The sequence below is a fragment of the Blautia sp. Marseille-P3201T genome (assembly GCF_900120295.1).
Lineage (GTDB): Bacteria > Bacillota > Clostridia > Lachnospirales > Lachnospiraceae > Blautia.
On record NZ_LT635464.1, the window covers coordinates 29,246 to 53,919 of the forward strand.

Consider the following 24,674-nt stretch of genomic DNA (forward strand, 5'->3'; position numbering starts at 1 on the left):
TTGATTTTTCAGCACTGCCATGCTATACTACCAATCGTTGTAAAGCCCATAAAAACAAGGTCTTATAAGGGCTTCGCCGATTTCCGGCATAATGGGATGTTATAAAAGACATCCGCCGGATATCTTTTATAACCGCTTAGGCGCGAGTGTTCGTGACCTTCCACTCGTAAAACAAAACTAAAGGAGAAAACAGAATATGAAAAACAAAAATGTGTCGTACTTAACACAGGCTGCAATGATTGCGGCAATCTACGTGGTGCTTACTATTGTCTTTGCGCCTATCAGCTTTGGAGAAATACAGGTTCGTATTGCCGAAATGCTGACAATTTTACCTATTTTTACACCGGCGGCAATTCCGGGATTGTTTGTAGGATGTCTGATTGGAAATATTACAGGCGGAGCAATCTTACCTGACATTATTTGCGGCAGCATCGCAACACTTATAGGAGCGGCAGGGACATACGCATTGAGAAATCACCACAGAGCATTGGCAGTTTTACCGCCTATTTTGGTAAATGCCTTGGTTGTTCCGTTTGTACTTCGCTATGCTTACGGTGTGGTACTTCCAATTCCATTTTTGGCTTTAACCGTAGGAATTGGGGAAATTATTTCCTGTGGAATACTGGGAAATGTTTTAGCGGCAGTTTTGAAAAAATATAGCGGAAAGATTTTCGCATCACAAAGAGCATAAGATAAAAAATAAGGGGGTTCTGCAGACGCAGGATCTTCTTTTTTGGTTCTATGTCAATAGTTGGGGCGGGATTTTCTGAATTCCGCTCCATAGTTGTATTTAGAGGTATTTTTTGTTTGCATGGAAAAAATCAAATTTATGACATGGCAAACAAACCTTCAAGCACCCACCTTGTTTTTAATTGTCTGTTACAAGAAAAATACGAGTTCTGAGACGTTCAAATTTTCGAATTCCATAGGAAATACGTTTCAGAACTTTTATCTTATTGTTAAATCCTTCTGTTGGTCCATTGGTGATATGTGGATATTTAAAAGCATGAAGGATTTCTTTTGCCCAGTTCCGGTAGGTTCTGGCACATTTTTCAAATTCCGCCAGACCGGAAGTTTCAGCTGCTTTTATCCAGTCAAAGAAATTTTTTCTCTGCCGGGAATATTTGTGGTCCTGACAGATATCATAAAATTTTTCTTTCAGGAAATGTGCCTTGTGCAGGTCGTCGTTATAAAGCAGCATAAGGTCACAGGCTTTTTTGTTTTCCTCATTTAACTTCTGGTATCTGGTAAGGATGAGACGTTTACTCTTTTTGTAATACTTCCGCAGGGAAGAAGGCATGGAACGTTGCAGTCTTTTGCGGACACCTTCAATTGCCCATGTAACCTGCCGGATAAAATGATATTTGTCAATGATAATCTTCTTGAGTTTCCGCAGTTCTGTCCACAGAACTCCCAATCAGTCTTACTGATTATACACAATTTTTTAAAAATGCCCAAAATATAAGGAATTCTCTCTCTTTTTGATGTAAAATAAAATCACCACAAAATTATCCCACTAAACAAAAAAAGAAAGGATCCCTTATGGCTAATTTTACATCAAAAACCTACCAAATGAAACGGGAAATTTTAACTTTTTCAAATAAATTTTCCGGAAAGCTTCCCAAACCGGAACGAAAGTTTATGGCTGACATGAATTATGGTATGCTTGCTTCCAACAGTTGTCTGCTTACAGACATTGTTGACCGGTTACATGAGCATTCCAAAAAGATTAATAGCGTCGACCGCCTTTCCAGACATTTATCAAAAGGCACACCAAAAGACGCTTTAAATGCTTACCTGACCAACATAAAAAAATGGTGTCCGGTTCATCCTGTCATTCATATCGATGACAGTGACGTTGTAAAACCGGATGGTTATAAATTTGAGTCTCTCGGCTTGGTACGCGATGGTTCTGAGAGTACCTCTGCAAAAAATGTCTATAAGAAAGGGTATCATGTCACAGAAGCCACTGTACTTACCAACAACAATCATCCAGTCAGTCTTTTTTCAGAAATTCATTCTTCAAAGGAAAAAAGCTTCACATCCACCAATGACATTACTTTTTCTGCTATGGAACGTGCAGCTGCATTATTTGAAAAAGCAACCTTTGTCATGGACCGGGGCTACGATGATAACAAGATGTTTCTCAAACTGGACTCCATGGACCAGGAATATGTCATCCGCCTGACTGCAAAACGGAAGCTCCTATACCATAATAAATGGGTATTTGCCACGGAACTGCGTAACAGAAGGAAAGGCAAAGTAAAACTTCCCCTGTTCTACAAAGGGAAAAAGCACGAGGCTTATCTTTCCCATGTAAAAGTACAAATCACTGCATCCAGAAAAGATATTTATTTAGTCCTTGTTTATGGCATTACGGATCACCCTATGATGCTTGCAACCAATAAAGAGATCAAATCGAAAAACGATGTGATAAAGGTTGCAAAGCTTTATTTTTCCAGATGGCGCATTGAAGAATATTTCCGCTGTAAAAAACAGATATTCCAATTTGAAAACTTCCGGGTACGGAAGCTCAAAGCAATCAATGCCTTAAATTTCTATATCACTTTATGCATGGCATTCCTGGCTCATCTTTCCATGAAGCCGGAAACAAATATCCTTAAAGCTGCTATTATAAAGACAGCGGATCCAATAACAGAAAGATATTTTCACTTTTATTGGCTCTGCTGTTTTTGCAATAGCAACTTCTATAAACATTTTTGTAGAGGTACTCTCAGACCATTACGTATCCAGCCAAAAGACTCAAATTTATAATCATCGGGTTTTTCAGCGACCTGGTCATCGATATGAATGACAGGGGAAGCCGAGTATCATTTCTTTACGTGGGTTAGATAAGCGTTCAAAGCACTTTTGGGTGCTTTTGGAAAGTTGTGTATAATCAGCAGGGATGAGTAGAAGTTCTGTGGATAGAACTGCGGAAACTCAAGCAAGTTTTACTTGACTCTCTTTTTCTATCTATATATAATAATTTAGGAATTTTAATTTAAGAAAAAGGGGGGATAAGATTGATGAGAGTAATAGCATTAGTTGGAGCAATTTTGGGATATTACTTTTATTATAATATGCGCTGGAAAAAGAAAAATGCATATTTTCCAATAATAGTTGTTTCGTGGATTACGTTTGTAATGTATATTGCAGGAGTTTTGGAATGCTTAAAGTGGGGAACTTTTAGTATTGTATTTATTGGTTGGTTTCTTCTTTTTGGAATATTTGTTATGACAGTGAAGAAGAAAAAACTGGATTTTTACATAAAAGCAGTTTTTAATTCTACTATTATATGTATGCTAATAGGTCTAATTTGGCTATGGGTAATAACAAGAGGAGTGGGACTTTCTCATTATGATGATTTTTCACATTGGTATCGTATTTGCAAAATGATGCATGTAGAAAATGCATATCCATCACAGCCAGATATGTATTTTCCATCTTATGTACCAGGAACAGCTACATGGATATATTTTATTACTCGATTTATAAGTTTTTCAGCAGAAAACTGTTTATTTGCACAGGCAATTTTAATACTTTCTTGCTGTGCTGTTTTTTTAGGGGTAATTGGTGAAAAAATTGAAAAAAAATGTAAAGCATTAAGTTTTATTTATGTTTTTGTGGTATCAACTATTTTGTGCGCAATGAATGTAAGCATTTATTCCTTACTGGTAGATACTGTTTTAGCACTTATTCCGTTAGCAGTTGTTGTTCTCATTTTTAATGAAAGAGACAGAATGGATATTAAGTTATATTTCGGTGTCATGTTAGGAGCTTGTTTTACAGCATTGGTGAAAACATCGGGACTTCTTTTAGTATTTTTTATTGCATTGGCATGGTTTATGAACGTTAATCAGAATAATGAGAGAAAAAATGTAAAAAAGAATATTATTATAAGTTTTTTATTAACTATTATTCCATTTTTATGTACAAGGCTATATATAAATCGCTCAGTAGTGATTTATGGAAATATTTCAGATACTTATCAAGGTGTGTCATTGAATAGATATTTAGGAATATTTTCAGGAAAAACGTTTCAGGACATAGTTGGAATATTTGGGAAATACATGTCTGAAATATTTAAAGGCAGTGGAATGATTTCGCAGGTAAAAGTAATTTGGATATGTTTAGCGTTTATGCTAATTTTTTATTATGCTTTGAAATATTTTCATAGAAAAGAAACTGTATGGGTAAAGAATATTTTTCTATATGTTATAAGCTTTTTCGTTCTTTATAATATAGGATTATTATTTACTTATATGTTTTCTATGGGAGAGAATGAGGCAAATTCTACTTATTTGGCATCGTTTTATAGATATATGGGAACTGCATCAATTTTTATTACAGGAATAGTTGCATTCGTCATTCTGTATATAATTATGAATATTTCTGTTGTAAAGCAAAAAGTAATGTTAGCGGTTAGTTGTATTATGTTTGGAATTTTAGGAATGTTTTATTTTGACACAGGATATGTTTGGGGACGTGATTTTGAATATCAGAAAGAAAATTATACAACAGACGCATGGGAGCTATGTCAGAAATATGTTCCAGAAAGCTGGGAATATAACGATTATAGTTATCTGGTTTTATGGAACTCAGATGATTTTCAAGATTCGGGTAAAATTTGGTGGCTCATGTCAGCATATTTAAGAAGTGTGCATATTGAAACATATAATTTGGAGGATTTGAAACAGAGTAATATTACAGAAGATCAAAAATCTAAGATGAAACAATGCGAGTATTTGGTAACATTAGGAGATTTTTCGAGCTCCATTGATGTGATTAATGAATACGTATCAGTTAGAAATTATAAGCCAGGAATATCAGAGATAAATTAAATACAGGAGAAGTTTTTAAATATGAAAGAAATACCAATTATTATTCCGGCATATGAACCGGATGAAAGACTGATAAAATTATTAAAAGAATTTAGAGAAAAAAATGTTCGAGATGTTATTCTTGTAGATGATGGTAGTAGTGTAGAATATAAAGAAATTTTTCAACAAGCAAAACAGATATTGAGAGAGATTGATGGAATATTGCTAATTCATGAATGTAATCAAGGTAAGGGAAGAGCTTTAAAAACAGCGTTTTCATATATTTTAGATAATTGTCCAGAGGCTATTGGAACAGTTACCGCTGATTCTGATGGACAGCATACAATAGAATGTATTTCTTCTGTTTCAGATGAATTGTTGAAAAATCCGAATAAATTAATTTTAGGTGTTCGGAATTTTGAAGAAGAAAATATTCCATGGAAAAGTGAGTTTGGAAATAAAATAACAATGAAAGTACTCGGGTATGTATCAGGTATACATGTCAGTGATACGCAAACAGGATTAAGGGGAATACCTCGCGGCTTTATGAAGGAACTTATAAATGTTGCAGGGGAGCGTTTTGAATTTGAAACAAGAATGCTCTTGGAAAGTGTTGGAAAATATTCCATTAAAGAAGTTCCAATTAAAACAATATATGATTCAAAAGAAAATCATCAAACACATTTTAGACCAATAAAAGATTCCTTAAAGATATATAAAATATTGGGAGCTAAATTTTTTAAATATATTTTTACATCGTTGTCTGCAAGTGTTCTGGATATTCTTATTTTTACAATCTGTTGTTATTTATTAAAAGAGGGCAATAGTGCATCACAAATTGTAATTGCTACAATTACTGCAAGGTTTTTTTCTGCAACGTATAATTGTGCGATGAATTATAAAGTTGTTTTTAACAGCAATGAGAAAGTTTTAAGAGCAGTTTTAAAGTATATTTTTCTTGCAGTGATACAAATGAGTTTAAGTGCGGTTTTAGTGATTTTTGGTGTGAAAATTTTAGCTCCTATTTCTGAAGTTATCGTAAAAATTGTTGTAGATACAGTTTTATTTTTTATTAGTTTTTATATACAGCGAAAGTATGTTTTTAAAAAGCAGTAATGGGATTTGAAGCAGAAAAAATAACTACTTTTATGCTATAATCTCATCTTTGACAGTTAAGAAAATGGGTGCTACAATCCTTGAAAACACTCAATGTCATTAACTTAAGGAAAAGAAAAAGATAGTTGTTTCATTTCTTGGTTTTAGAAATAACGAGAGTATGAAACTTTTTCTGTAAATAATGTTTTAGAAGGTCTTCTATGATAAAATGTTTTGGTTCTATGTCAATAGTTGGGGCGGGATTTCCTGAATTCGCTCCATAGCTGTATTTGGAGGTGTTTTTTTTGCTTGCATGGAAAAAATCAAATTTATGGCATGGCAAACAAACCTTCAAGCACGTTTCAGAACTTTTATCTTATTGTTAAATCCTTCTGTTGGTTCATTGGTGATATGTGGATATTTAAAAGCATGAAGGATTTCTTCTGCCCAGTTCCGGTAGGTTCTGGCACATTTTTCAAATTCCGCCAGACCGGAAGTCTCAGCTGCTTTTATCCAGTCAAAGAAATCTTTTCTCTGCCGGGAATATTTGTGGTCCTGACAGATATCATAAAATTTTTCTTTCAGGAAATGTGCCTTGCGCAGGTCGTCGTTATAAAGCAGCATAAGGTCACAGGTTTTTTTGTTTTCCTCATTTAACTTCTGGTATCTGGTAAGGATGAGACGTTTACTCTTTTTGTAATACTTCTGCAGGGAAGAAGGCATGGAACGCTGCAGTCTTTTGCGGACACCTTCAATTGCCCATGTAACCTGCCGGATAAAATGATATTTGTCAATGATAATCTTGGCATGGGGAAAATAAATTTTTGCCAGTTCCGTATAAGGAGTCCACATGTCGCATACAAAATATTTTACACGATACCGTTCTGTTTTTGGGACAGAAGAAAAATAAACAGCCAGATGCCCCTGTGTCCGGTTGGGGAGGATATCCAAAATGCGGTGTTTTATGGGATCTGTCAAAATACACTGGTATTTACCGGTATCCGCATTTCCTTTGAATTCATCAATAGAAAGGACTTCGGGAAACCTCCTGCGGGAATAGGAAACCGTATCCAAAATCCGGTGAACGGTAGAAGGGGAAACATTGGCAGAGAGAGAAAACTCCTTAATACTTTGATTTTTATGCAGGGAGTCTGCAAGAAAAGCAGTCAGCCTGGAGGTACGCTGGAAATAGCGTGGTAAAAAAGAATACTTCTCATAAAAATGTTTCCCACAGCTGCAGGTATATCTTCTTTTTCTGAGCACAAGATAGCAATGTTTCAATTGGAGGGGAAGATCCTTGATTGTCTGGGAACGGTAATCATGGATTTTTTTTGTGGAAGCACCACAGTGGGGACAAATTTGTTGTGAGGGTTTGGTTTCGAGATAAATTTTAACAAAAGAGTCCGCATGAATAATTTTTTTTACAATTACCCCTTCCAAATTTAGTAATTGATTGATACAATGATTATGAATGGTTCATACCTCCTAGTGTCTGATAGTAATGTGTGGGTGCTGGGAGGTTTTTCTTTTATTTTAGCGCAAAAAATAAATGATGGGAATATGGAAATAAACCATACCCCAACATTTATTATAGAATCTCTTTTTTTCGCTTCTTCCAATCATTTACTTTGACATACAATAGTCTGTATGCTAGAATTAAATCAATTATGGAGTCTTATACCCTCAGCAAGAATTACAGATAAGAATACATATTTGAAACTATATACAAATCAATAAATGTACAGAGGTGAATAAATTGGATAAAAACGAGTACAGGGCAAAGTTGGAAGAAATCAGTCAGCTGGTTGATAAACAGGATTACAAGGGTGCCCTAAAAATTGTAGATACCATTGATTGGCGTAGAGTGCGCAGTGCCAGAACTTTATGTATGGTAGGCGAGATATACGAAGCTAATAAAAGGTATGAAGATAGTCGAAAACTTCTGCTCCTTGCACATCAGAGAGCTCCTATTGGTAAAACTGTTATTTATAGATTAGTTGAGCTTTCTATTAAAATGGGTGAATTTGATGAGGCACTGAATTATTACAAGAAATTTGTGGAGATTTCTCCTAATGATAATAGTCGATATATTTTGAAGTATAAAATTTACAGGGCAAGACGTTCACCTATTGAGGAACAGATTGAAATTCTTCAGGATTATAAGAGCAGAGAGTATACAGAAAGATGGGCTTATGAATTAGCTCGCCTTTATGCAAAAGCCGGTATGAAGGAAGCTTGTATAGAAGAATGTGATGATTTGATTTTGTGGTTTAGTGAAGGGAAATATGTTACAAAAGCCATGGAATTGAAGATGAAATTTGTACCGTTAACTGCCTCACAGCAGGAAAGCTACAATAAGGCCAAAGGCATTCCAGTAAGAACATCTGTAGTGTCCAAACCAGCAGAACCACAGGTAAAAGAACCTGCAAATCAGCAGGATAAAGAGATAGAAGAGATTTTAAACAGTATTAAATTAGGTGATTTTGCACCGGAAACTCCATCTGAAACAGTGGTACAGCAGCCGGAGGATCTTCCGGAGCGAGTGGCTCAGGGATTAAGAGATGTGTTCCAGCCTAAAATGACGGCTGCCGAGGAGATGGAAACAGCAGCAACAAGAGAGCCATCCCAGGCCAGCGAAGAGCAGGGATATGTAATTAAGGATTTAGAGCCGGAAGATATGACAAAAGGCAGCGGATTTAAGCCGTTCCATATTGGAAATGCCATGACTATGGAAGTAAAAGCCGAGGCGCCAAAGTCAGAAATGCTTTCTTCTGATGGGGCGAAAGCGGAAGCTTTTAAGACAGATACAAAAGGTGTGGAATTTGATTTAGAAGCACTTTTGGCAGAAACAGCAAATGAGCTTGCACAGGCAGTTGCTGAAGAAACAACAGGAGAAGCAGTAGAGGAAGTTGTTGAAGAAGCAACAGAAGAAGCGGTAGAGGAAGCCGTTGAAGAAACAACAGAAGAAGTCGTTGAAGAGGCAACAGAAGAAGTTGCAGAGGAAGCTGCTGAAGAGACAGTAGAGGAAGCAGCAGAAAATATTTTGCCTGCACCGGCAGCGGCAAGAGCAGCTATGATTGCAGAAAATTTAAGCGCTGTTTTTGAAGAAAAGGCAAGTGAAATTGAAGCTCTAGCAGCAGAGAATACAGAAGAAGAGCCTGAACAGGTTTCTGCGGAAGCAGAAGAAGTGATGGAAGAAGTTCCGGAGGGAGTTTTTGGAGCAGACGTAGAAGTATCTGAAGAGGCAACCAGAGAAATACCTGTGGAAGAAGTGAAAGAAGCTGCATTGGAATCACAGAAGGAAGAAAGTCATATAAAACGTGTGGCAGCTTCTGCGGTAGATGAAACGCAGAAATCTTCTGCATTTCAGACGGCAGTAGAAAGTTTGATGCGCCATCATCTTACAGAAGAAGAACACAGAAGATTGTTTACATATTTCGCACCTATTCCAGGGATGACACAGCAGATTAATGAAGCATTAGACACTGCGCAGGAGTCAGCGTGTGCTAAGACATCTCAGGCTGGAAATATTATTGTTACAGGACGAGAGGGTTCTGGAAAAACAAGACTTTCTGAAGGCCTTATTAAAGCCCTTTGCAAGGAACGTCAGATGGAAGGGGCAAAAGTTGCTTTTATCACAGCTCAGGAATTGAATAAAAAAGACCCTATAGCAGTTGTAGGAAAATTATCAGGAGGATTTCTGGTAGTGGAAAATGCAGGGGAATTAGATGGTGATGTAGTTGAAGATATGTCAAAGGCTATGGAATTTAAGACAAATCGTTTGACTGTAATTTTAGAGGATTTAAAGCCGGGCATTCGCAGCTTAGAAGAAAAATATCCGGAATTTATTAAAAAATTTGACTCTCGTATTGTAATACCTGTTTTTACCAATGATGAATTAGTATCCTTTGCAAAGACTTATGCCAAAGAATTAGGATATAAAATTGATGATATGGCAGTTCTTGCGCTGTATACTCTTATCGGAGATAATCAGAACGAAGAAAACCCGGTTGCAATTGGCATGGTAAGAGAGATGATGGACGAAGCTATCAAAAGAGCTTCTAAAAAAGGGCGCAGGGTAGGAAAGAAAGTAGGAAAACGCCATTTGGATGATGAAAGCGGCAGAATTATGCTGTATGAAAAAGATTTTGATATTTAGTCAGGAGGAAAAAAGATGACAGCCCCTTATCTGGGAAATCCGAAAAGAACCATAGAAGTTCTACAAAAATATGATTTTGTTTTTCAGAAAAAATTTGGGCAGAATTTCCTGATTGATACCCATGTATTAGATAAAATCGTGAGTGCTGCAGAAATTACAAAAGATGACTTTGTACTGGAAATTGGTCCCGGAATTGGGACCATGACTCAGTATCTGGCATGTGCAGCCAGAGAGGTCGTTGCGGTCGAAATTGATAAAGCACTGATACCAATTCTTGAGGATACGTTGCAGGAGTATTCCAATGTAACGGTTCTTAATGAGGATATTTTAAAGGTAGATATCAAAAAACTGGCAGATGAGCGCAATAATGGAAAACCCATTAAGGTTGTGGCAAATCTGCCATATTATATTACAACACCGATTATCATGGGATTATTTGAAGGAGAAGTGCCGATTGAATCCATTACAGTAATGGTACAAAAAGAAGTGGCAGACAGAATGCAGGTAGGACCAGGGACAAAGGAGTATGGCGCTTTGTCATTGGCAGTCCAGTATTATGCAGAGCCATATATCGTGGCGAATGTACCGCCTAACTGCTTTATGCCAAGACCTAAGGTGGGAAGTGCGGTAATACGTTTGACGCGGCATGCAGCTCCACCGGTGGAAGTTGTTGATGCAAAGCTGATGTTCCGTATTATTCGGGCGTCTTTTAATCAGAGAAGAAAAACGCTTGCTAACGGATTAAATAATTCACCGGAGCTTTCCTTTGGGAAGGATGAAATTCAAAGGGCGATAAAGGCCTGTGGATTTCCTGAAGGAGTACGGGGAGAAGCTTTGACTTTGGAAGAGTTTGCAGCATTAGCAAATGAATTTCGAAAATAATAAATGAGAAACAGAAAAGCATCGCAGAGAAGTGAGTCTGCGATGCTTTTTTTTCTATAAATATTAAAGGAAGGAGAGTCGGCAGTAACGCCGACTTATGAAAAAGAAAATATAAAAATAATTTGCTCTGTATTATTTTTATGATATTAGTATATCCTGGAAATATGTTCAAAACATGATGAACTTGTGAAGAAATCATGAACGAATTTAAAAACTTTTATGAATGCTCCGTATTAACGCTCTAAAACCGTAGAAACAGATGAAATCTGTAAGTGATGAATACCCAAAAAGTTTTCGACAGATATTCGCGCACCTCCTAGAAGACAGGAAAAATCCCTTAATTTAGAAGGAATAATTTTACAATCCCGGTTTTGGTGTTTTGCTAAGTATTCTAAAATTTTCTTGTTTACGTGGGGAATGTGATTGGAAAAAGCGCTGTTTAATACAATCACATCTGTATTGAAGGTATTGATGATATTATTAATGCCAATGGAAATGTATTTTACAAATAAATCCATCATTTCACCTGCAAGAGGCAGGCCTTTATCATAATCTTCTAAAAATTCTGTAATGGTAACGGAGTTTTTCCCCTGGCGTTGAGCGTAATTTTCAAGGATAGCTTTTTGAGAAGCATAAAGTTCAAAACATCCATGATTTCCACAGGGACATGGTTTTCCGTCAGGAAATAGTATGGTGTGACCGAATTCGCCGGCATAGCCATCCCGTCCTTTGTATAAGCGGCCGTTTACAAGAATTCCCATACCAATTCCGTCATGTACATTAATATGTATCATGTTTTTGTATTTGTGGTGAAAGGCGGCTTCTCCTAAAACTGAGAGATTTGCTTCGTTTTCCACAAAAACCGGAATTTGAAACAGTTCCTGTAAACGAATTCCCAGTCCTTTATCCGGGAGAGGATAATAAGGAGTAAATAAGATTTCATTTTTTTGTACGACACCATAAATACCGATAGAAACACCTATAATTTTATTTTTAAAAGAGGTATTTTCTTTTGTGTAAAAGTTTAAAATCTGCTCCAAATGATGTAAAAGGTTATTTTTAGAAAGAAAAGGTACTTTTTTGATTTCCTGTACTTCTCCTTTTAAATTGGTTATAAGAGCGATGATTTGCTGCGGTTGTACTTCTAAGGATAAGGTAAAACCATATGATTTATTAAATTCCAGTAAAATAGGTTTTCTGCCCATGGAAGTCTGGGCGCTGCCGATTTCCTGTATGAAATGTTGATCCAGTAATTCCTGTACAATAGTTGAAATGGTTGCTTTTGTAAGGGAAAGCTGTTTGGCCAGAGCAGCTCTGGAAACAGGAGGATTATTGATAATAAATTCCAATACCAGACGGCGGTTATTGGCACGTATCATTTCCTGATTGGCGATGGACATAATAAAAGGCTCCTTCGTATCTATTAAACTTTTTGTTCTTATCATACACTTTTATGGGGAATGGGGCAAGAGATACACGGTAACTACAGTTCTTCTTTTGAGAACCTTTAGAGAAACTTTAGAAGTATATGAGGAGAAGTGTGGTATAATAATTGCACGATGTGCAATTCAAGCCAATAAAATTGGCTTGCCGCCACAAGAGTGGCGGATTATACCGGCAAGCCACAACTTGCCGAGAAAATGCTCTGGCGAGCGCTTCCTCGCCTGCGTATGTGGTATAATAATTGGACAACGTGTAATTTAAGCCAATTTTATCGGCATGTCGCCATAAAGTGGCGGATTATACCGGCAAGCCACAACTTGCCGAGAAAATGCTCTGGCGAGCGCTTCCTCGCCTGCGTATGTGGTATAATAATTGGACGATGTGCAATTTAAGCCAAAGGAATTGGCTTGCCGCCACAATAATAAAATATATAGAGTTTAAGGAGATTGAGGATATGAAGAAAAAAGGAATTGCGTTGTTACTTGCAGGTGTTGTTATGGCATCTTGTTCTATGCCTGTTTATGCTGACAGGGAGGATGCGAAACTGGATGTTCCTTATATTTCTCTGGGAGCAGATTTAAATGCACAGGAGAAGGCTTCTGTTTTGGAGCTTTTAGGTGTTTCTGAAAAGGATTTGGAGAATTATACTGTTGCTACCGTTACCAACAAAGATGAGCATAATTATTTGGACTCTTATCTGGATAAAAGCGTTATCGGTTCAAGAGCTCTTTCTTCTGTTTTGGTAGAAGGGAAGGAAGATGGGAATGGTATTCATGTAACAACAAAAAATATTACATATTGTACACCGGGTATGTATGAAAATGCTCTTGCCACAGCAGGAATTAAAGATGCGGACATTGTGGTGGCAGGTCCTTTTAAAATTTCCGGAACAGCAGCTTTAGTAGGCGCTATTAAATCTTATGAAAATATGACTGGTGAGAAAGTCAAAGAGGAAAATGTAGAAACGGCTACTAATGAGCTGGTGATTACCGGTCAGGTCGCAGAAGAAGTGGGAAGTCAGGAAAAGGCAGAACAACTCATTGGGGCGATAAAAGGGCAGGTGGTCAGCGGAGAAGCATCTACACCGGAAGAAATAGGAGAGATTGTAGATCAGGCTGCAAAAGAAATGGAAGTGAAGCTTTCTGAGGAAGACAGGCAGGCAATTGTAAAACTGATGGAAAAAATTGAAAACCTGGATTTGGATATTAACAGTTTAAAAGAGCAGGCTAAAAATCTTTATGACAAAATAGAAGATTTAGGCTTAAAGCTGGATATTAATGAAGAGCAGGTTAAAGGATTTTTTGATAAAATTGTAGAGTTTTTTAAAAATTTGTTCTCCGGTAATTAAGAATAAAAAAATCTGCCCTCAAATGTGGATATATGTACATTTGAGGGCGAATTATAAAAGATATGAATTGTTCCAGATTATTTCTTTCCGGAAAATTCCTGTATTTTTTCATTCAGGGAAAGCATGCGGCGGTCTAAATTTGAGACAATGTTTGCACATTCCTGAAGTTCACGGCGAATATAATCCGGTGCATTTCCTTCAAATTTGTAATAGATTTTATGCTCCAGACTTGCCCAGAAATCCTGTGCAATAGTACGGATTTGTATTTCTACAATCGTATCTACAATCCCCTGTGTTAAATGAATAGGAACTGTCACCAGAATGTGATAGCTTTGGTATCCGCTTACTTTGGGGTGCGTGATATAATCTTTTACAGAAACTACCTTTAAATCGCTTTGCTTTGTAATCATATCTGCAATCAAATAAATATCAGAAGTAAAAGAACATATAATGCGGATACCTGCAATGTCATTTACATATTTGACCATGTTTTCCACACTGGTTTCGTATCCGTTCTTTTTCAGCTTATTTACAATACTGGCAGGGGTTTTGATGCGGGATTTAATGTGTTCGATAGGGGTATAATGATAAATATGCTGAAACTCATCATTGAGAATGTCAATTTTTGTATTAATTTCTTTTAGAGCAGCGTTATAGAGGAACATGAGCGTTTCCCAGCCATCTGCATCTTCTTGTTTTATCAGGTCTATAAGTTTTTCCATTTTTGTGTCCTCGTTAAAGAAAATAAAAGTCTGTCACTTTTTCTTAGTATAGCAAAAAAGTAACAGACAGTCAAAAAAGATTTCTACATTGTATGAAGAAGCATGTCCTGAGATTTAATCAGATTTAATTTTCGCATGCCATTTGCTATAAATAATGTAAGGACACCGGGCAGGATAAAATGAAGCAGAAGGATTTTAAGAAATACCATTTGAGGGGCTTCTCCTGTTATCATAGTTTTCCAGGTGGTAATCTGTCCGGCAATCCCCATAGTACCAAGACCGGAGCCTATAGGGGAATTCTGCATTTTTCCTATAAGAACACCCACAGGACCTAAAACAGCGCTGGAAATTACGGAAGGAAGCAGCAGTAAGGGGTTTTTCAGAATATTGGGGAGCAACAGCACAGGTGTGCCTGCTCCAATAGAAAGAAGTCCTGAAAAACCATTTTCCCGATAACTTGCAATAGCCATTCCCACCATGCTGCAGCAGCATCCAATGGTTGCTGCTCCGGCAGCGAGTCCTGATAATCCAAGCATAGTACCCAGGGCTATGGTATTTATAGGGAAAATAACAGCAATTCCCATAAGTACAGAAACGGTTATTCCCATAAGAATGGGCTGCTGCTGTGCACCCCAGTTTATCCAGTTTCCAAATTCTCCTATGAGATGATTAAGCGGTGTGCTTATCCAAAGTCCCACAAGTCCTCCACATAAAATTCCGGTAAGAGGACACAAAAGCAAATCAAAGCGGGTTTTTCCGGCTAAAAGCCTGGAGAGTTCAATCGCTGCAAAGGCAGCTAAAAAAGCTCCCAGAAATTGCCCGGGGCCGGGTGTTCCTCCTGCCATACCTGCAATGCCTGCGCACAATGCGATGAGAGGTTCTTCCCGAAGGCGGCAGGCAATACCGACTCCGATGCCGGCGCCGGTAAAAGAGGCGGCGATACCGCCCAGATGGGTAAGTGCATTTCCCAGATTGCCCGGAAAAAATCCGGAAATCTGTTGGAAAATTGTTCCCATAACCCATGTGGCAAAGATGCCGCAGGCCATTCCGTGAACCCCTTCTATGAAAAATCGTTCAAACAGCTTTCTCATAATTTCAGATTTTTAAATAAAGAGCCTAAAGAAGTGGAAATTTCTTCGCTTTCCGGTAATTCGTAATCTGGTTCTTCTTCTTTTTCTTCAACAATTTCATTGAGGGCTTTAATGCTCAGACTGATTTTTCCGTCTTCATTTTTAATTACTTTTGCTTTTACAGTATCACCGATATTTAGAACAGCTTTTGGTGATTTAATTCTTTTTTCGGAAATCTGGGAAATGTGTACAAGGCCGGATATTTCGTTACCCAAATCAATAAAAGCGCCATAAGTCTGTAAAGACTCTACTGTACCTTCTACAATACTTCCTACTTTAATGTCATCGATTTTACTGCGCTTTTCTGCTTCTTCTTTTTCTTTTAAGATTTCTTTTGCAGAAAGAACAAGTCGGTTTTCCTGTTCATCTACTTCGAATACTCTTACTGTAATTGTCTTTTTTAAGAAATCTTCCGGGTTTTCTACATAGTTTAAAGCCAGTTTGGAAACTGGAATAAAAGCGCGGATACCTTCTACATAAGCAATAGCGCCGCCTTTTACAATTCCCTCTACAGATACGTCAAATTCTGTTTTGTCTTCTTTCATCTGCTCTAGTTTGTCCCATATAAGCATATCATCATCGCGGAAGTCAGAGAAAGAAGCATCGATTTCTTTCATGTAGTCTTCCATAGTTTCCTGTTTTTTTAATTCTTCTGACATTGAAATACCTCCATGTTTTAAAATTTGGATTAAGTATATCATAATTGCCATTGATTTAGAAGTATGTTACTATAAAAACAGATAGAACTGCAGTAAAGGCAGAAAGGAAAGAAGAATGGGAAAGCAAGGAAAAATATACATTATCGGACATAAAAATCCAGACACAGACTCTATTTGTTCAGCGATTGCTTATGCTGATATTAAGAACAGAATGAGTAATGGAAATCGTTATGTGGCAAAGAGAGCAGGACAGATAAATGAAGAAACAGAATATGTGTTAAAAAGATTTGGCGTGGAAGCGCCGGGATACCTGTCAGACGTTGGGACGCAAGTAAAAGATATGGATATTCGGGAAACGCCGGGAGTTCCTAACAGCATTTCCATTAAAGATGCGTGGGCAATTATGAAGGAAAACAGTGCGGTAACGCTTCCTATTACGAAAGAAGATGGACAGCTGGAAGGTTTAATTACTACAGGGGATATTGCAAAATCTTATATGGATGCGCATAATAATTATTTTCTTTCCAATGCCAGAACCCAGTACAGAAGTATTGCCAATACAGTGGAAGGTGTTATTGTAACAGGTAATTCCCACGGGTATTTTGTAAAAGGGAAGGTTGTAATTGGTGCAGCAAACCCGGATAAATTAGGAGATTTTTTAGAAGAAGATGATCTGGTTATCTTGGGAGATCGACATGAAGACCATTTATGTGCAATCCGGGAGAATGTAAGCTGCATAATCGTATGCAATCATGCTCAGGTGTCAGCGGATATTATTGAAGCGGCAGATAAAAATCAATGCGTTATTATTCAGTCTGCACTTGATACTTTTACAGTAGCAAGGCTTATTAATCAGAGTATTCCTGTAAAACATATTATGAAAAAGGAAAATCTGATTACTTTTCAGACGGATGATTTTACAGACGATGTAAAGGATATCATGGTAAAAAACAGACACAGAGCATTTCCAGTAGTAAATAAGCATGGAAAGTATATTGGTACGGTTTCCCGCCGTAATTTGCTGGGAATGAAAAAGAAACAGCTGATTTTAGTTGACCATAATGAGAAGACACAGGCAGTGGACAATATTGATGCGGCAGAAATATTGGAAATTATCGACCATCACAGATTGGGCTCACTGGAAACTTTACAGCCGGTGATGTTCCGCAATCAGCCGGTAGGGTGTACAGCGACAATTATGTATCAGATTTATGTGGAAAAGGCGTTGGAAATCAGTCCGTCTATTGCGGGGCTTTTATGTTCTGCGATTATTTCAGATACTTTGATGTTTCGTTCGCCTACCTGTACCTCTGCGGATAAAATGGCGGCAGGCGCTTTGGCTTTGATTGCGGGAATTAATATAGAAGAACATGCAAAAGAAATGTTTACTGCGGGAAGTAATTTGAGAGGAAAGACTACGGAAGTTATTTTCTATCAGGATTTCAAGCGATTTACGGCAGATACCGTGAATTTTGGCGTAGGGCAGATTAGCTCCATGAATGAAGATGAGCTGAAAGATTTAAAGAAAAGGCTTATTCCATTTATGGAGCATGAGTGTGGAAAGAATGGAATTTCCATGGTATTTTTCATGCTGACAAATATTCTGAATGAGTCTTCTGAGATTATATGTTATGGTGAGGGCAGCGGAAAGCTGGTGCAAGAAGCTTTTGAAGTGCAGGAGTCTGACGGAGGGTATGTATTGCCGGGTGTGGTATCCAGAAAAAAACAGCTGATACCTGCATTTATAGGAACTTTACAGCAAAATGGGAATTGATTTTGAGAGGAAATAGAAATGAGTAAAATAGAATGGAAACCGGGAAATATGCTTTACCCACTTCCGGTGGTAATGGTAAGTGTGGCAGATGAGGACGGAAAGGATAACATTATAACAGTTGCATGGGCTGGGACTGTTTGTACAAATCCACCTATGGTGTCTATTTCTGTAAGACCGGAGAGATATTCTTATCATATGATAAAAGAAACAGGAGAGTTTGTAATCAACCTCACTACAGAAAAACTGGCTTATGCAACGGATTATTGTGGAGTGAAGTCCGGTCGGGATGTAGATAAGTTTAAAGAGGTACATTTGACAAGAGAAGCGGCTTCTCACGTGGGAGCGCCTATGATAAAAGAAGCTCCGGTTTCTATTGAATGTCGTGTAAGGGAAGTGCAGGAGTATGGAAGTCACAGTGTGTTTACGGCAGACGTATTGGCTGTACATGTAGATGACCAATACATGGATGAAAAAGGCAAATTTGATTTGGCTATGTCAAATCCGATTGTTTATTCTCATGGGGAATATTATGGATTGGGAAAGAAATTGGGAACTTTCGGGTATAGTATTAAGAAGAAAAGAAAAAAGAAACAGAAAAAACAGGGGAAATGAGTATGGAAAATATTACACTGATTGGTATGCCTGGTGTAGGAAAGAGTACGGTGGGTGTTATCCTGGCTAAGGTGCTGGGATATGAATTTGTAGATTCGGACCTGTTAATTCAAAAGTCTGAAAATATGCTTTTGCGTGAAATTATTGCAAGAGATGGACAAGATGGTTTTCTGAAAATAGAAAATCGGGTAAATGCTTCTATTGAGACGGAAAAATCTGTAATTGCTACAGGGGGAAGTGTAGTGTATTGTGCAGAGGCTATGGAGCATTTAAAAAAAATAGGTAAAGTTGTATATTTGAAACTGGAGTATGAAGAATTAAAGAAACGTCTGGGAAATTTGAAAGGCAGAGGTGTGGTTCTGCGAGAAGGACAGACTTTGAAGGATTTGTATGACGAGAGGACACCTCTTTATGAGAAGTATGCAGATATAACAGTTGATGAGAAAAAATTGGATGTGGAAGGAACTTTACAGAAAATTCTTGAAAATATTGCCAAATAAGTGTTAATAATCTCTGGAAAAAGCACGGAACAACAGGAAAATAAGGATTTTTATTTACAAATGCATATATCTGTTATAATATAATGGATAAGCCATAAAATAGTATTGAGAAAGTATTGAGAAAAACCTAAATTCGAGAGTGGCTTTTTACATTATAGATAAACAGATAAAACCTGCATAGACAGGCAGACATAGATTTAGACAGGTAATTGTACCTGGGAAAACAAGAGGTGTGTATATGGAACAGTATATCATTAAGGGTGGAAACCCATTGGTCGGTGAAGTGGAAATTGGCGGTGCCAAGAACGCTGCTCTGGCTATACTGGCAGCAGCAATCATGACAGATGAAACAGTACACATTGAAAACTTACCAGATGTTCGTGATATTAATGTGTTGTTAGAGGCAATTAAAGAAATTGGTGCAACAGTTGATCGTATTGGCCCTACAGAAGTGAAGATTGCAGGGGCAACTATTGGAAATATTACTGTTGAGTATGAATATATTAAGAAAATCAGAGCGTCCTATTATTTATTGGGGGCTCTTTTAGGCAAATATAAAAATGCAGAAGTACCCCTTCCGGGAGGATGTAATATAGGAAGTCGTCCCATTGACCAGCATTTAAAAGGCTTTCGGGCTCTTGGTGCGTCTGTGGATATTATTCACGGTGCCGTTGTAGCAAAGGCAGAGCATCTTACAGGGAAACATATTTTTATGGACATGGTATCCGTAGGTGCGACAATTAACGTTATGATGGCAGCGGCAATGGCGCAGGGAAATACAATTATTGAAAATGCGGCGAGAGAACCTCATGTTGTAGATGTCGCAAACTTCTTGAACAGCATGGGTGCAAATATTAAAGGTGCCGGTACAGATGTTATTCGTATTCAGGGAGTGGACAAGCTTCATGGTACGACTTATTCCATTATTCCGGATCAGATTGAAGCAGGAACCTTCATGTGTGCAGCAGCAGCAACCATGGGGGATATTATGGTGAAAAATGTTATTCCAAAACACTTGGAAGCTACTACGGCAAAATTGGAGGAAATCGGATGTCAGGTAGAGGAGTTTGACGATGCGGTGCGTGTTGTGGCAAACAAACGTTTAAAACGCACGAATGTAAAAACTATGCCGTATCCGGGTTATCCCACAGATATGCAGCCTCAGTTTGCAGTGACATTAGCACTGGCAGAAGGGACAAGCATTGTGACAGAAAGTATTTTTGAAAATCGTTTTAAATATGCTGATGAGCTTACCAGAATGGGTGCAAATATTAAGGTAGAGGGTAATACAGCTATTATTGACGGTGTACAGAAGCTCACAGGTGCGAGAGTTAGTGCGCCGGATTTAAGAGCGGGTGCAGCTCTTGTTATTGCAGGTTTAGCATCTGAAGGTATTACAATTGTAGATGATATTGTTTATATCCAGAGGGGATATGAACGTTTTGAGGAAAAACTCAGAAGTCTTGGAGCTGAAATTGAGAAGGTTTCCAGTGAAAAGGAAATTAAGAAATTCCAGCTGAGAGTAGGCTGACAGAGTTTTTGTGAAAAAACACTTGACGGATAGCGGGAAAAGCGTTATCGTAATAGTGCTAAATGAAAACTAAAAATGTTATATTTTCTCTTATTCAGAGTGATGGAGATACATAGGATCTGTGAAGTCACGGCAACCCCGCATGGCGGAAGGTGCCAACCTGAGCGAATAATCGAACAATAAGAGGATTCATTTTATGGAAAGTATATGAGTCCGCTTTGTCGGACTCTTTTTATTGTATAGGAAAGTGCGTTCTATACAATAAAAATCTCCGCAGGGATGCGTAGCTCGCGGAAATGAAATTATCAGATTGTACTGCGGTAAAAATGGAAGAGAAAATATAAACTTAAGAAAAGGAGAAAAACATGGAAAAAAGATTATTTACTTCTGAATCTGTAACTGAAGGCCATCCAGATAAAATGTGCGATGCGATTTCTGATGCAATTTTAGATGCACTTATGGAAAAAGATCCAATGAGCCGTGTTGCCTGTGAAACAGCTACAACAACAGGTGTTGTTATGGTTATGGGTGAAATTACAACAAATGCTTATGTGGATATTCCTAAAATTGTAAGAGATACTGTACGCGAAATTGGTTATACAAGAGCAAAATATGGTTTTGATGCAGATACTTGTGGTGTTATTACTACAATTGATGAACAGTCTGCAGATATTGCGCTGGGTGTTGATAAAGCTTTAGAAGCAAAAGAAAATAAAATGTCTGAAGAAGAAATCGATGCAATCGGTGCCGGGGATCAGGGTATGATGTTCGGATTTGCAACAGACGAGACAGAAGAATTTATGCCATATCCAATTGCACTTGCTCATAAACTGGCATTACAGCTTACAAAAGTACGTAAAGATGGTACATTAACTTATTTGAGACCGGACGGAAAAACACAGGTTACAGTAGAGTATGATGAAAATGATAAACCAATGCGTTTAGATGCAGTTGTATTGTCTACACAGCATGATCCGGAAGTGACACAAGAACAAATTCATGCGGACATTAAAAAGTATGTATTTGATCCAATTCTTCCGGCAGACATGGTAGATGATGAAACAAAATTCTTTATTAATCCAACAGGACGTTTTGTAATTGGCGGTCCTCACGGGGATAGTGGATTGACGGGACGTAAAATTATTGTAGATACTTATGGTGGATATGCGCGTCATGGCGGTGGTGCTTTCTCTGGTAAGGATTGTACAAAAGTGGACCGTTCTGCAGCTTATGCGGCGCGTTATGTGGCAAAAAATATTGTGGCGGCAGGTCTTGCAAAGAAATGTGAAATTCAGTTATCTTACGCAATCGGTGTAGCGCATCCGACTTCTATTATGGTTGATACTTTTGGAACAGGAAAGCTTTCTGATACACGTTTGGTGGAAATTATTCGTGAGAACTTTGATTTAAGACCGGCAGGAATTATTAAAATGTTGGATTTACGCCGTCCAATCTATAAACAGACAGCAGCTTACGGACATTTTGGAAGAAATGACTTGAACCTGCCTTGGGAAAAATTAGACAGAGTAGAAGATTTAAAGAAATATTTATAAGATATTTATAAGAATAGGAATTTTATATGTCGGACTGTTTCGTGAACGGTCCGACTTTTTCTATTTTGTACCGAAAGTATTACATTTGTGTGTATATTCAGAAATAAGGTTGAAATTATCAGGAGATTGTAATAGGATAAAAATATAGAAAATAAAGTAGTAGGAGGGAAAGGAATGAAGAAAAAAACATTACAGGCTGTAATAGTTGCTTTGGGTATTTTGGGCAGCAGTTTTACGGTATCTGCTATGGGGAAAACAAATGTAGAAAATGCTGTGCTGCCGGAAATAACGGAAGAAAGTGTACAAGATCAAGATATTGAAACAGAGGAAACTGTAGACCAGGTAGAACCAGATGTGCCACAAACAAATCCAGATACTCTACCAATAGAACCGGAAGCTCCGGAAACAGTACCGGATAATCCGCAGCCAGAAGTGCCGGATGAAGGAGAAGATAGTAAGCCGGAGAGTGGATGGATTGAAGATGAGAAGGGCTGGCAGTACAAAGATGAGAATGGAAATCTGTTGAAAGATGGCTGGTGGGAGATTGACGGAGAAAAATATTATTTTGATAAGGATGGATATAGAGCTACTGACTGGCTGAAAACAGAAAATAAATGGTATTACTTAGGAACAGATGGTATTATGCGGACAGGCTGGCAGGAAGTCAGAGGTAAAAAGTATTACCTTGGAACAGATGGAGTAATGCAGACAGGCTGGCAGGAACTTGGAGGTAAGTGGTATTATTTAGGTGGTGCAGATGATGGTATTATGCGAATAGGCTGGCAGGAACTTGGGAGTAAATGGTATTACTTAGGAACAGATGGTATTATGCGGACAGGCTGGCAGGAACTTGGAGGCAAGTGGTATTATTTAGGTAGTGCAGATGATGGAGCAATGCGAACAGGCTGGCAGGAACTTTGGGGTACGTGGTATTACTTAGGCGGTGCAGATGATGGAGCAATGCGAACAGGCTGGCAGGAACTTTGGGGTACGTGGTATTACTTAGGCGGTGCAGATGATGGAGCAATGCGAACAGGCTGGCAGGAACTTTGGGGTACGTGGTATTACTTAGGCGGTGCAGATGATGGAGCAATGCGAACAGGCTGGCAGAAGCTTTGGGGTACATGGTACTATTTAGGTGGTGCTAATGATGGGGCGATGCAGACTGGATGGATTTATCCAGGCGATGGAAAATGGTATTATGCATATGCAGATGGAGCGATGCAAACTGGCTGGGTTTTAACGGGAACAGATGATTGGTATTATGCCTATGGAAATGGTGCGATAGCAATTAATACCTGGGAAAAAATAAGTGGACAGTGGTATTGGTTTGATGAAAGCGGTCTAATGGCACAAGGATGGAAGTATATAGGAAGATATAAATATTATTTTGATAAATCGGGATATATGCTTCAAGATTTAGATGGAATTCTGGGAAGACAGTCTTCCTATGAAATTACAGTAAACCGTAAAAGATGTCAGGTGATGGTTTATGCGAAAGATGGAAGTAATGGATATATTATTCCAGTGAAAACATTTACTTGCTCTGTAGGACTTCCTTCTACACCTACACCAACAGGAACATTCTATACACCGAATAAATATCGCTGGCATACATTGATGGGACCTTCTTATGGTCAATACTGCACCAGAATTAATGGAGGAATTTTATTCCATTCAGTAGCTGGTTATAATAAGACAAGTTATAATATTCATGCAAGGGATTACAATAAATTGGGTTCACCGGCTTCTCATGGCTGTGTACGTTTAAATGTACGTGATGCCAAGTGGATATATGATAACTGCAGTCTCGGAACAAAAGTTACAATTTCCGATTCTGTAGCAACACCATTTGATAAGCCTGCAACAATTAAAATTCCTGCCAGTCAGAACTGGGATCCAACAGACCCTAATATTTAAAGTGAAATAAAAATGTAGATTGTACATAAAGTGAAAAGAGATCGTTTCATAAATATATAGAGAGATTATGGGACGATCTCTTTGCTTATATGTGAAACTGTGTTTAGGATACTGTTTTTCAAATTATATAAATAAAATATAAAAATTAAACAAAAACAGCTTGACATAGCAAATAGAAGGTGATATTATATCAAAGTTGCTGTTAAACAAACAAAAACAAAAAAATTAAAAAACAAAAAAGTATTGACAAATATTAAAACAAATGATATTATAGTCGAGCTGTCGCAAAACGACAACGAAGCAGTCGAAAAAGACTGAAAAAAGTTTAAAAAAAGTTCTTGACAGAAAGATGCAGATGTGATAATCTAGTGTGGCTGTCGCAAAAGAGCAGAGATGCCGAAAGGCAGCAAAAAAACTTTTTAAAAAAGTACTTGACAAGCTGAAAGCGATATGATAAAATATCGGAGCTGTCAAATGACAGGAACCTTGATAATTAAACAGTGAAACACATGAAAACGAAAAT

The 24,674-nt window shown here is 37.8% G+C and carries 18 protein-coding genes, 1 pseudogene and 1 riboswitch; of the genes and pseudogenes, 13 read left to right on the top strand and 6 right to left on the bottom strand.

The window, feature by feature from the left end; all coding sequences use genetic code 11:
• The first annotated feature begins 196 nt into the window (after window positions 1-196).
• Window positions 197-691: a QueT transporter family protein gene (locus BQ7352_RS00475; RefSeq protein ID WP_072445978.1), complete on the top strand. Its 495-nt coding sequence runs from the start codon at window positions 197-199 to the stop codon at window positions 689-691.
• Between the two features lie 177 nt (window positions 692-868).
• Here BQ7352_RS00475 and BQ7352_RS00480 read toward each other — a convergent pair.
• Window positions 869-1,378: pseudogene (locus BQ7352_RS00480) on the bottom strand (transposase); the annotation flags it as partial.
• A 164-nt stretch (window positions 1,379-1,542) separates the two neighbouring features.
• Here BQ7352_RS00480 and BQ7352_RS00485 point away from each other — a divergent pair.
• From BQ7352_RS00485 to BQ7352_RS00495, 3 genes are all read left to right on the top strand, one after another.
• A complete protein-coding gene (locus BQ7352_RS00485; protein ID WP_242948491.1) occupies window positions 1,543-2,775 on the top strand; it encodes a transposase in 1,233 nt (410 codons plus the stop codon).
• A 254-nt stretch (window positions 2,776-3,029) separates the two neighbouring features.
• Complete coding sequence (locus BQ7352_RS00490; protein WP_072445980.1) at window positions 3,030-4,844, top strand: hypothetical protein; 1,815 nt, start codon at window positions 3,030-3,032, stop codon at window positions 4,842-4,844.
• Between the two features lie 21 nt (window positions 4,845-4,865).
• Window positions 4,866-5,939 carry a glycosyltransferase gene (locus BQ7352_RS00495; RefSeq protein WP_072445981.1) on the top strand — a complete coding sequence of 358 codons (1,074 nt, stop codon included), beginning with the start codon at window positions 4,866-4,868 and terminating at the stop codon, window positions 5,937-5,939.
• Between the two features lie 330 nt (window positions 5,940-6,269).
• On the opposite strand, the gene BQ7352_RS00500 is transcribed toward BQ7352_RS00495, so the two are convergent.
• Window positions 6,270-7,391 carry an ISL3 family transposase gene (locus BQ7352_RS00500; RefSeq protein ID WP_072445983.1) on the bottom strand — a complete coding sequence of 374 codons (1,122 nt, stop codon included), beginning with the start codon at window positions 7,389-7,391 and terminating at the stop codon, window positions 6,270-6,272.
• Window positions 7,392-7,665: 274 nt separating this feature from the next.
• On the opposite strand from BQ7352_RS00500, the gene BQ7352_RS00505 reads away from it, so the two are divergent.
• Together BQ7352_RS00505 and rsmA are read left to right on the top strand one after the other, a co-directional pair.
• Window positions 7,666-10,077: a hypothetical protein gene (locus BQ7352_RS00505; protein WP_072445984.1), complete on the top strand. Its 2,412-nt coding sequence runs from the start codon at window positions 7,666-7,668 to the stop codon at window positions 10,075-10,077.
• A 15-nt stretch (window positions 10,078-10,092) separates the two neighbouring features.
• The gene (gene rsmA / locus BQ7352_RS00510) at window positions 10,093-10,959 is read left to right on the top strand and encodes a 16S rRNA (adenine(1518)-N(6)/adenine(1519)-N(6))-dimethyltransferase RsmA (RefSeq protein ID WP_072445985.1); all 867 of its coding nucleotides are present in this window, start codon (window positions 10,093-10,095) and stop codon (window positions 10,957-10,959) included.
• 233 nt (window positions 10,960-11,192) lie between these two features.
• Here rsmA and BQ7352_RS00515 read toward each other — a convergent pair whose 3' ends face one another.
• Window positions 11,193-12,359: an ROK family transcriptional regulator gene (locus tag BQ7352_RS00515; protein WP_072445986.1), complete on the bottom strand. Its 1,167-nt coding sequence runs from the start codon at window positions 12,357-12,359 to the stop codon at window positions 11,193-11,195.
• Between the two features lie 497 nt (window positions 12,360-12,856).
• On the opposite strand from BQ7352_RS00515, the gene BQ7352_RS00520 reads away from it, so the two are divergent.
• Window positions 12,857-13,750, top strand: coding sequence for a DUF1002 domain-containing protein (locus tag BQ7352_RS00520; RefSeq protein WP_072445988.1), 894 nt, complete (start codon window positions 12,857-12,859; stop codon window positions 13,748-13,750).
• A gap of 77 nt (window positions 13,751-13,827) precedes the next feature.
• Here the strand turns inward: BQ7352_RS00520 and BQ7352_RS00525 are convergent, their stop codons facing one another.
• The 3 genes from BQ7352_RS00525 to BQ7352_RS00535 form a co-directional block, all read right to left on the bottom strand.
• Complete coding sequence (locus BQ7352_RS00525; RefSeq protein ID WP_072445990.1) at window positions 13,828-14,472, bottom strand: GTP pyrophosphokinase; 645 nt, start codon at window positions 14,470-14,472, stop codon at window positions 13,828-13,830.
• Window positions 14,473-14,555: 83 nt separating this feature from the next.
• Window positions 14,556-15,518 carry a PTS sugar transporter subunit IIC gene (locus BQ7352_RS00530; protein WP_242948493.1) on the bottom strand — a complete coding sequence of 321 codons (963 nt, stop codon included), beginning with the start codon at window positions 15,516-15,518 and terminating at the stop codon, window positions 14,556-14,558.
• 41 nt (window positions 15,519-15,559) lie between these two features.
• Window positions 15,560-16,261: a S1 RNA-binding domain-containing protein gene (locus BQ7352_RS00535; protein ID WP_072445994.1), complete on the bottom strand. Its 702-nt coding sequence runs from the start codon at window positions 16,259-16,261 to the stop codon at window positions 15,560-15,562.
• A 115-nt stretch (window positions 16,262-16,376) separates the two neighbouring features.
• Here BQ7352_RS00535 and BQ7352_RS00540 point away from each other — a divergent pair, with 115 nt between their 5' ends.
• The 6 genes from BQ7352_RS00540 (at window position 16,377) to BQ7352_RS00565 (ending at window position 24,151) form a co-directional block, all read left to right on the top strand.
• Window positions 16,377-18,035: a putative manganese-dependent inorganic diphosphatase gene (locus tag BQ7352_RS00540; RefSeq protein ID WP_072445996.1), complete on the top strand. Its 1,659-nt coding sequence runs from the start codon at window positions 16,377-16,379 to the stop codon at window positions 18,033-18,035.
• Between the two features lie 18 nt (window positions 18,036-18,053).
• The gene (locus BQ7352_RS00545; protein ID WP_072445998.1) at window positions 18,054-18,647 is read left to right on the top strand and encodes a flavin reductase family protein; all 594 of its coding nucleotides are present in this window, start codon (window positions 18,054-18,056) and stop codon (window positions 18,645-18,647) included.
• 2 nt (window positions 18,648-18,649) lie between these two features.
• Window positions 18,650-19,147: a shikimate kinase gene (locus BQ7352_RS00550; RefSeq protein WP_200791349.1), complete on the top strand. Its 498-nt coding sequence runs from the start codon at window positions 18,650-18,652 to the stop codon at window positions 19,145-19,147.
• Window positions 19,148-19,385: 238 nt separating this feature from the next.
• Window positions 19,386-20,678 (top strand): UDP-N-acetylglucosamine 1-carboxyvinyltransferase, encoded by a 1,293-nt coding sequence (locus tag BQ7352_RS00555; protein WP_072446002.1) that lies wholly within the window; start codon window positions 19,386-19,388, stop codon window positions 20,676-20,678.
• Window positions 20,679-20,765: 87 nt separating this feature from the next.
• Window positions 20,766-20,864, top strand: a riboswitch (SAM riboswitch).
• A 179-nt stretch (window positions 20,865-21,043) separates the two neighbouring features.
• On the top strand, window positions 21,044-22,231 hold the full coding sequence (metK, locus tag BQ7352_RS00560) for a methionine adenosyltransferase (protein WP_072446003.1): 1,188 nt from the start codon (window positions 21,044-21,046) through the stop codon (window positions 22,229-22,231).
• Between the two features lie 174 nt (window positions 22,232-22,405).
• Complete coding sequence (locus BQ7352_RS00565; RefSeq protein ID WP_072446004.1) at window positions 22,406-24,151, top strand: L,D-transpeptidase family protein; 1,746 nt, start codon at window positions 22,406-22,408, stop codon at window positions 24,149-24,151.
• The last annotated feature ends 523 nt before the right edge of the window (window positions 24,152-24,674 follow it).

Excerpts from the sequence above, each read along its gene's own strand:
- BQ7352_RS00475 (WP_072445978.1), top strand. The coding sequence starts at position 197 with ATGAAAAACAAAAATGTGTCGTACTTAACACAGGCTGCAATGATTGCG.
- BQ7352_RS00485 (WP_242948491.1), top strand. The coding sequence starts at position 1,543 with ATGGCTAATTTTACATCAAAAACCTACCAAATGAAACGGGAAATTTTA.
- BQ7352_RS00490 (WP_072445980.1), top strand. The coding sequence starts at position 3,030 with ATGAGAGTAATAGCATTAGTTGGAGCAATTTTGGGATATTACTTTTAT.
- BQ7352_RS00495 (WP_072445981.1), top strand. The coding sequence starts at position 4,866 with ATGAAAGAAATACCAATTATTATTCCGGCATATGAACCGGATGAAAGA.
- rsmA (WP_072445985.1), top strand. The coding sequence starts at position 10,093 with ATGACAGCCCCTTATCTGGGAAATCCGAAAAGAACCATAGAAGTTCTA.
- BQ7352_RS00515 (WP_072445986.1), bottom strand. The coding sequence starts at position 12,359 with ATGTCCATCGCCAATCAGGAAATGATACGTGCCAATAACCGCCGTCTG.
- BQ7352_RS00520 (WP_072445988.1), top strand. The coding sequence starts at position 12,857 with ATGAAGAAAAAAGGAATTGCGTTGTTACTTGCAGGTGTTGTTATGGCA.
- BQ7352_RS00525 (WP_072445990.1), bottom strand. The coding sequence starts at position 14,472 with ATGGAAAAACTTATAGACCTGATAAAACAAGAAGATGCAGATGGCTGG.
- BQ7352_RS00530 (WP_242948493.1), bottom strand. The coding sequence starts at position 15,518 with ATGGCCTGCGGCATCTTTGCCACATGGGTTATGGGAACAATTTTCCAA.
- BQ7352_RS00535 (WP_072445994.1), bottom strand. The coding sequence starts at position 16,261 with ATGTCAGAAGAATTAAAAAAACAGGAAACTATGGAAGACTACATGAAA.
- BQ7352_RS00540 (WP_072445996.1), top strand. The coding sequence starts at position 16,377 with ATGGGAAAGCAAGGAAAAATATACATTATCGGACATAAAAATCCAGAC.
- BQ7352_RS00545 (WP_072445998.1), top strand. The coding sequence starts at position 18,054 with ATGAGTAAAATAGAATGGAAACCGGGAAATATGCTTTACCCACTTCCG.
- BQ7352_RS00550 (WP_200791349.1), top strand. The coding sequence starts at position 18,650 with ATGGAAAATATTACACTGATTGGTATGCCTGGTGTAGGAAAGAGTACG.
- BQ7352_RS00555 (WP_072446002.1), top strand. The coding sequence starts at position 19,386 with ATGGAACAGTATATCATTAAGGGTGGAAACCCATTGGTCGGTGAAGTG.
- metK (WP_072446003.1), top strand. The coding sequence starts at position 21,044 with ATGGAAAAAAGATTATTTACTTCTGAATCTGTAACTGAAGGCCATCCA.
- BQ7352_RS00565 (WP_072446004.1), top strand. The coding sequence starts at position 22,406 with ATGAAGAAAAAAACATTACAGGCTGTAATAGTTGCTTTGGGTATTTTG.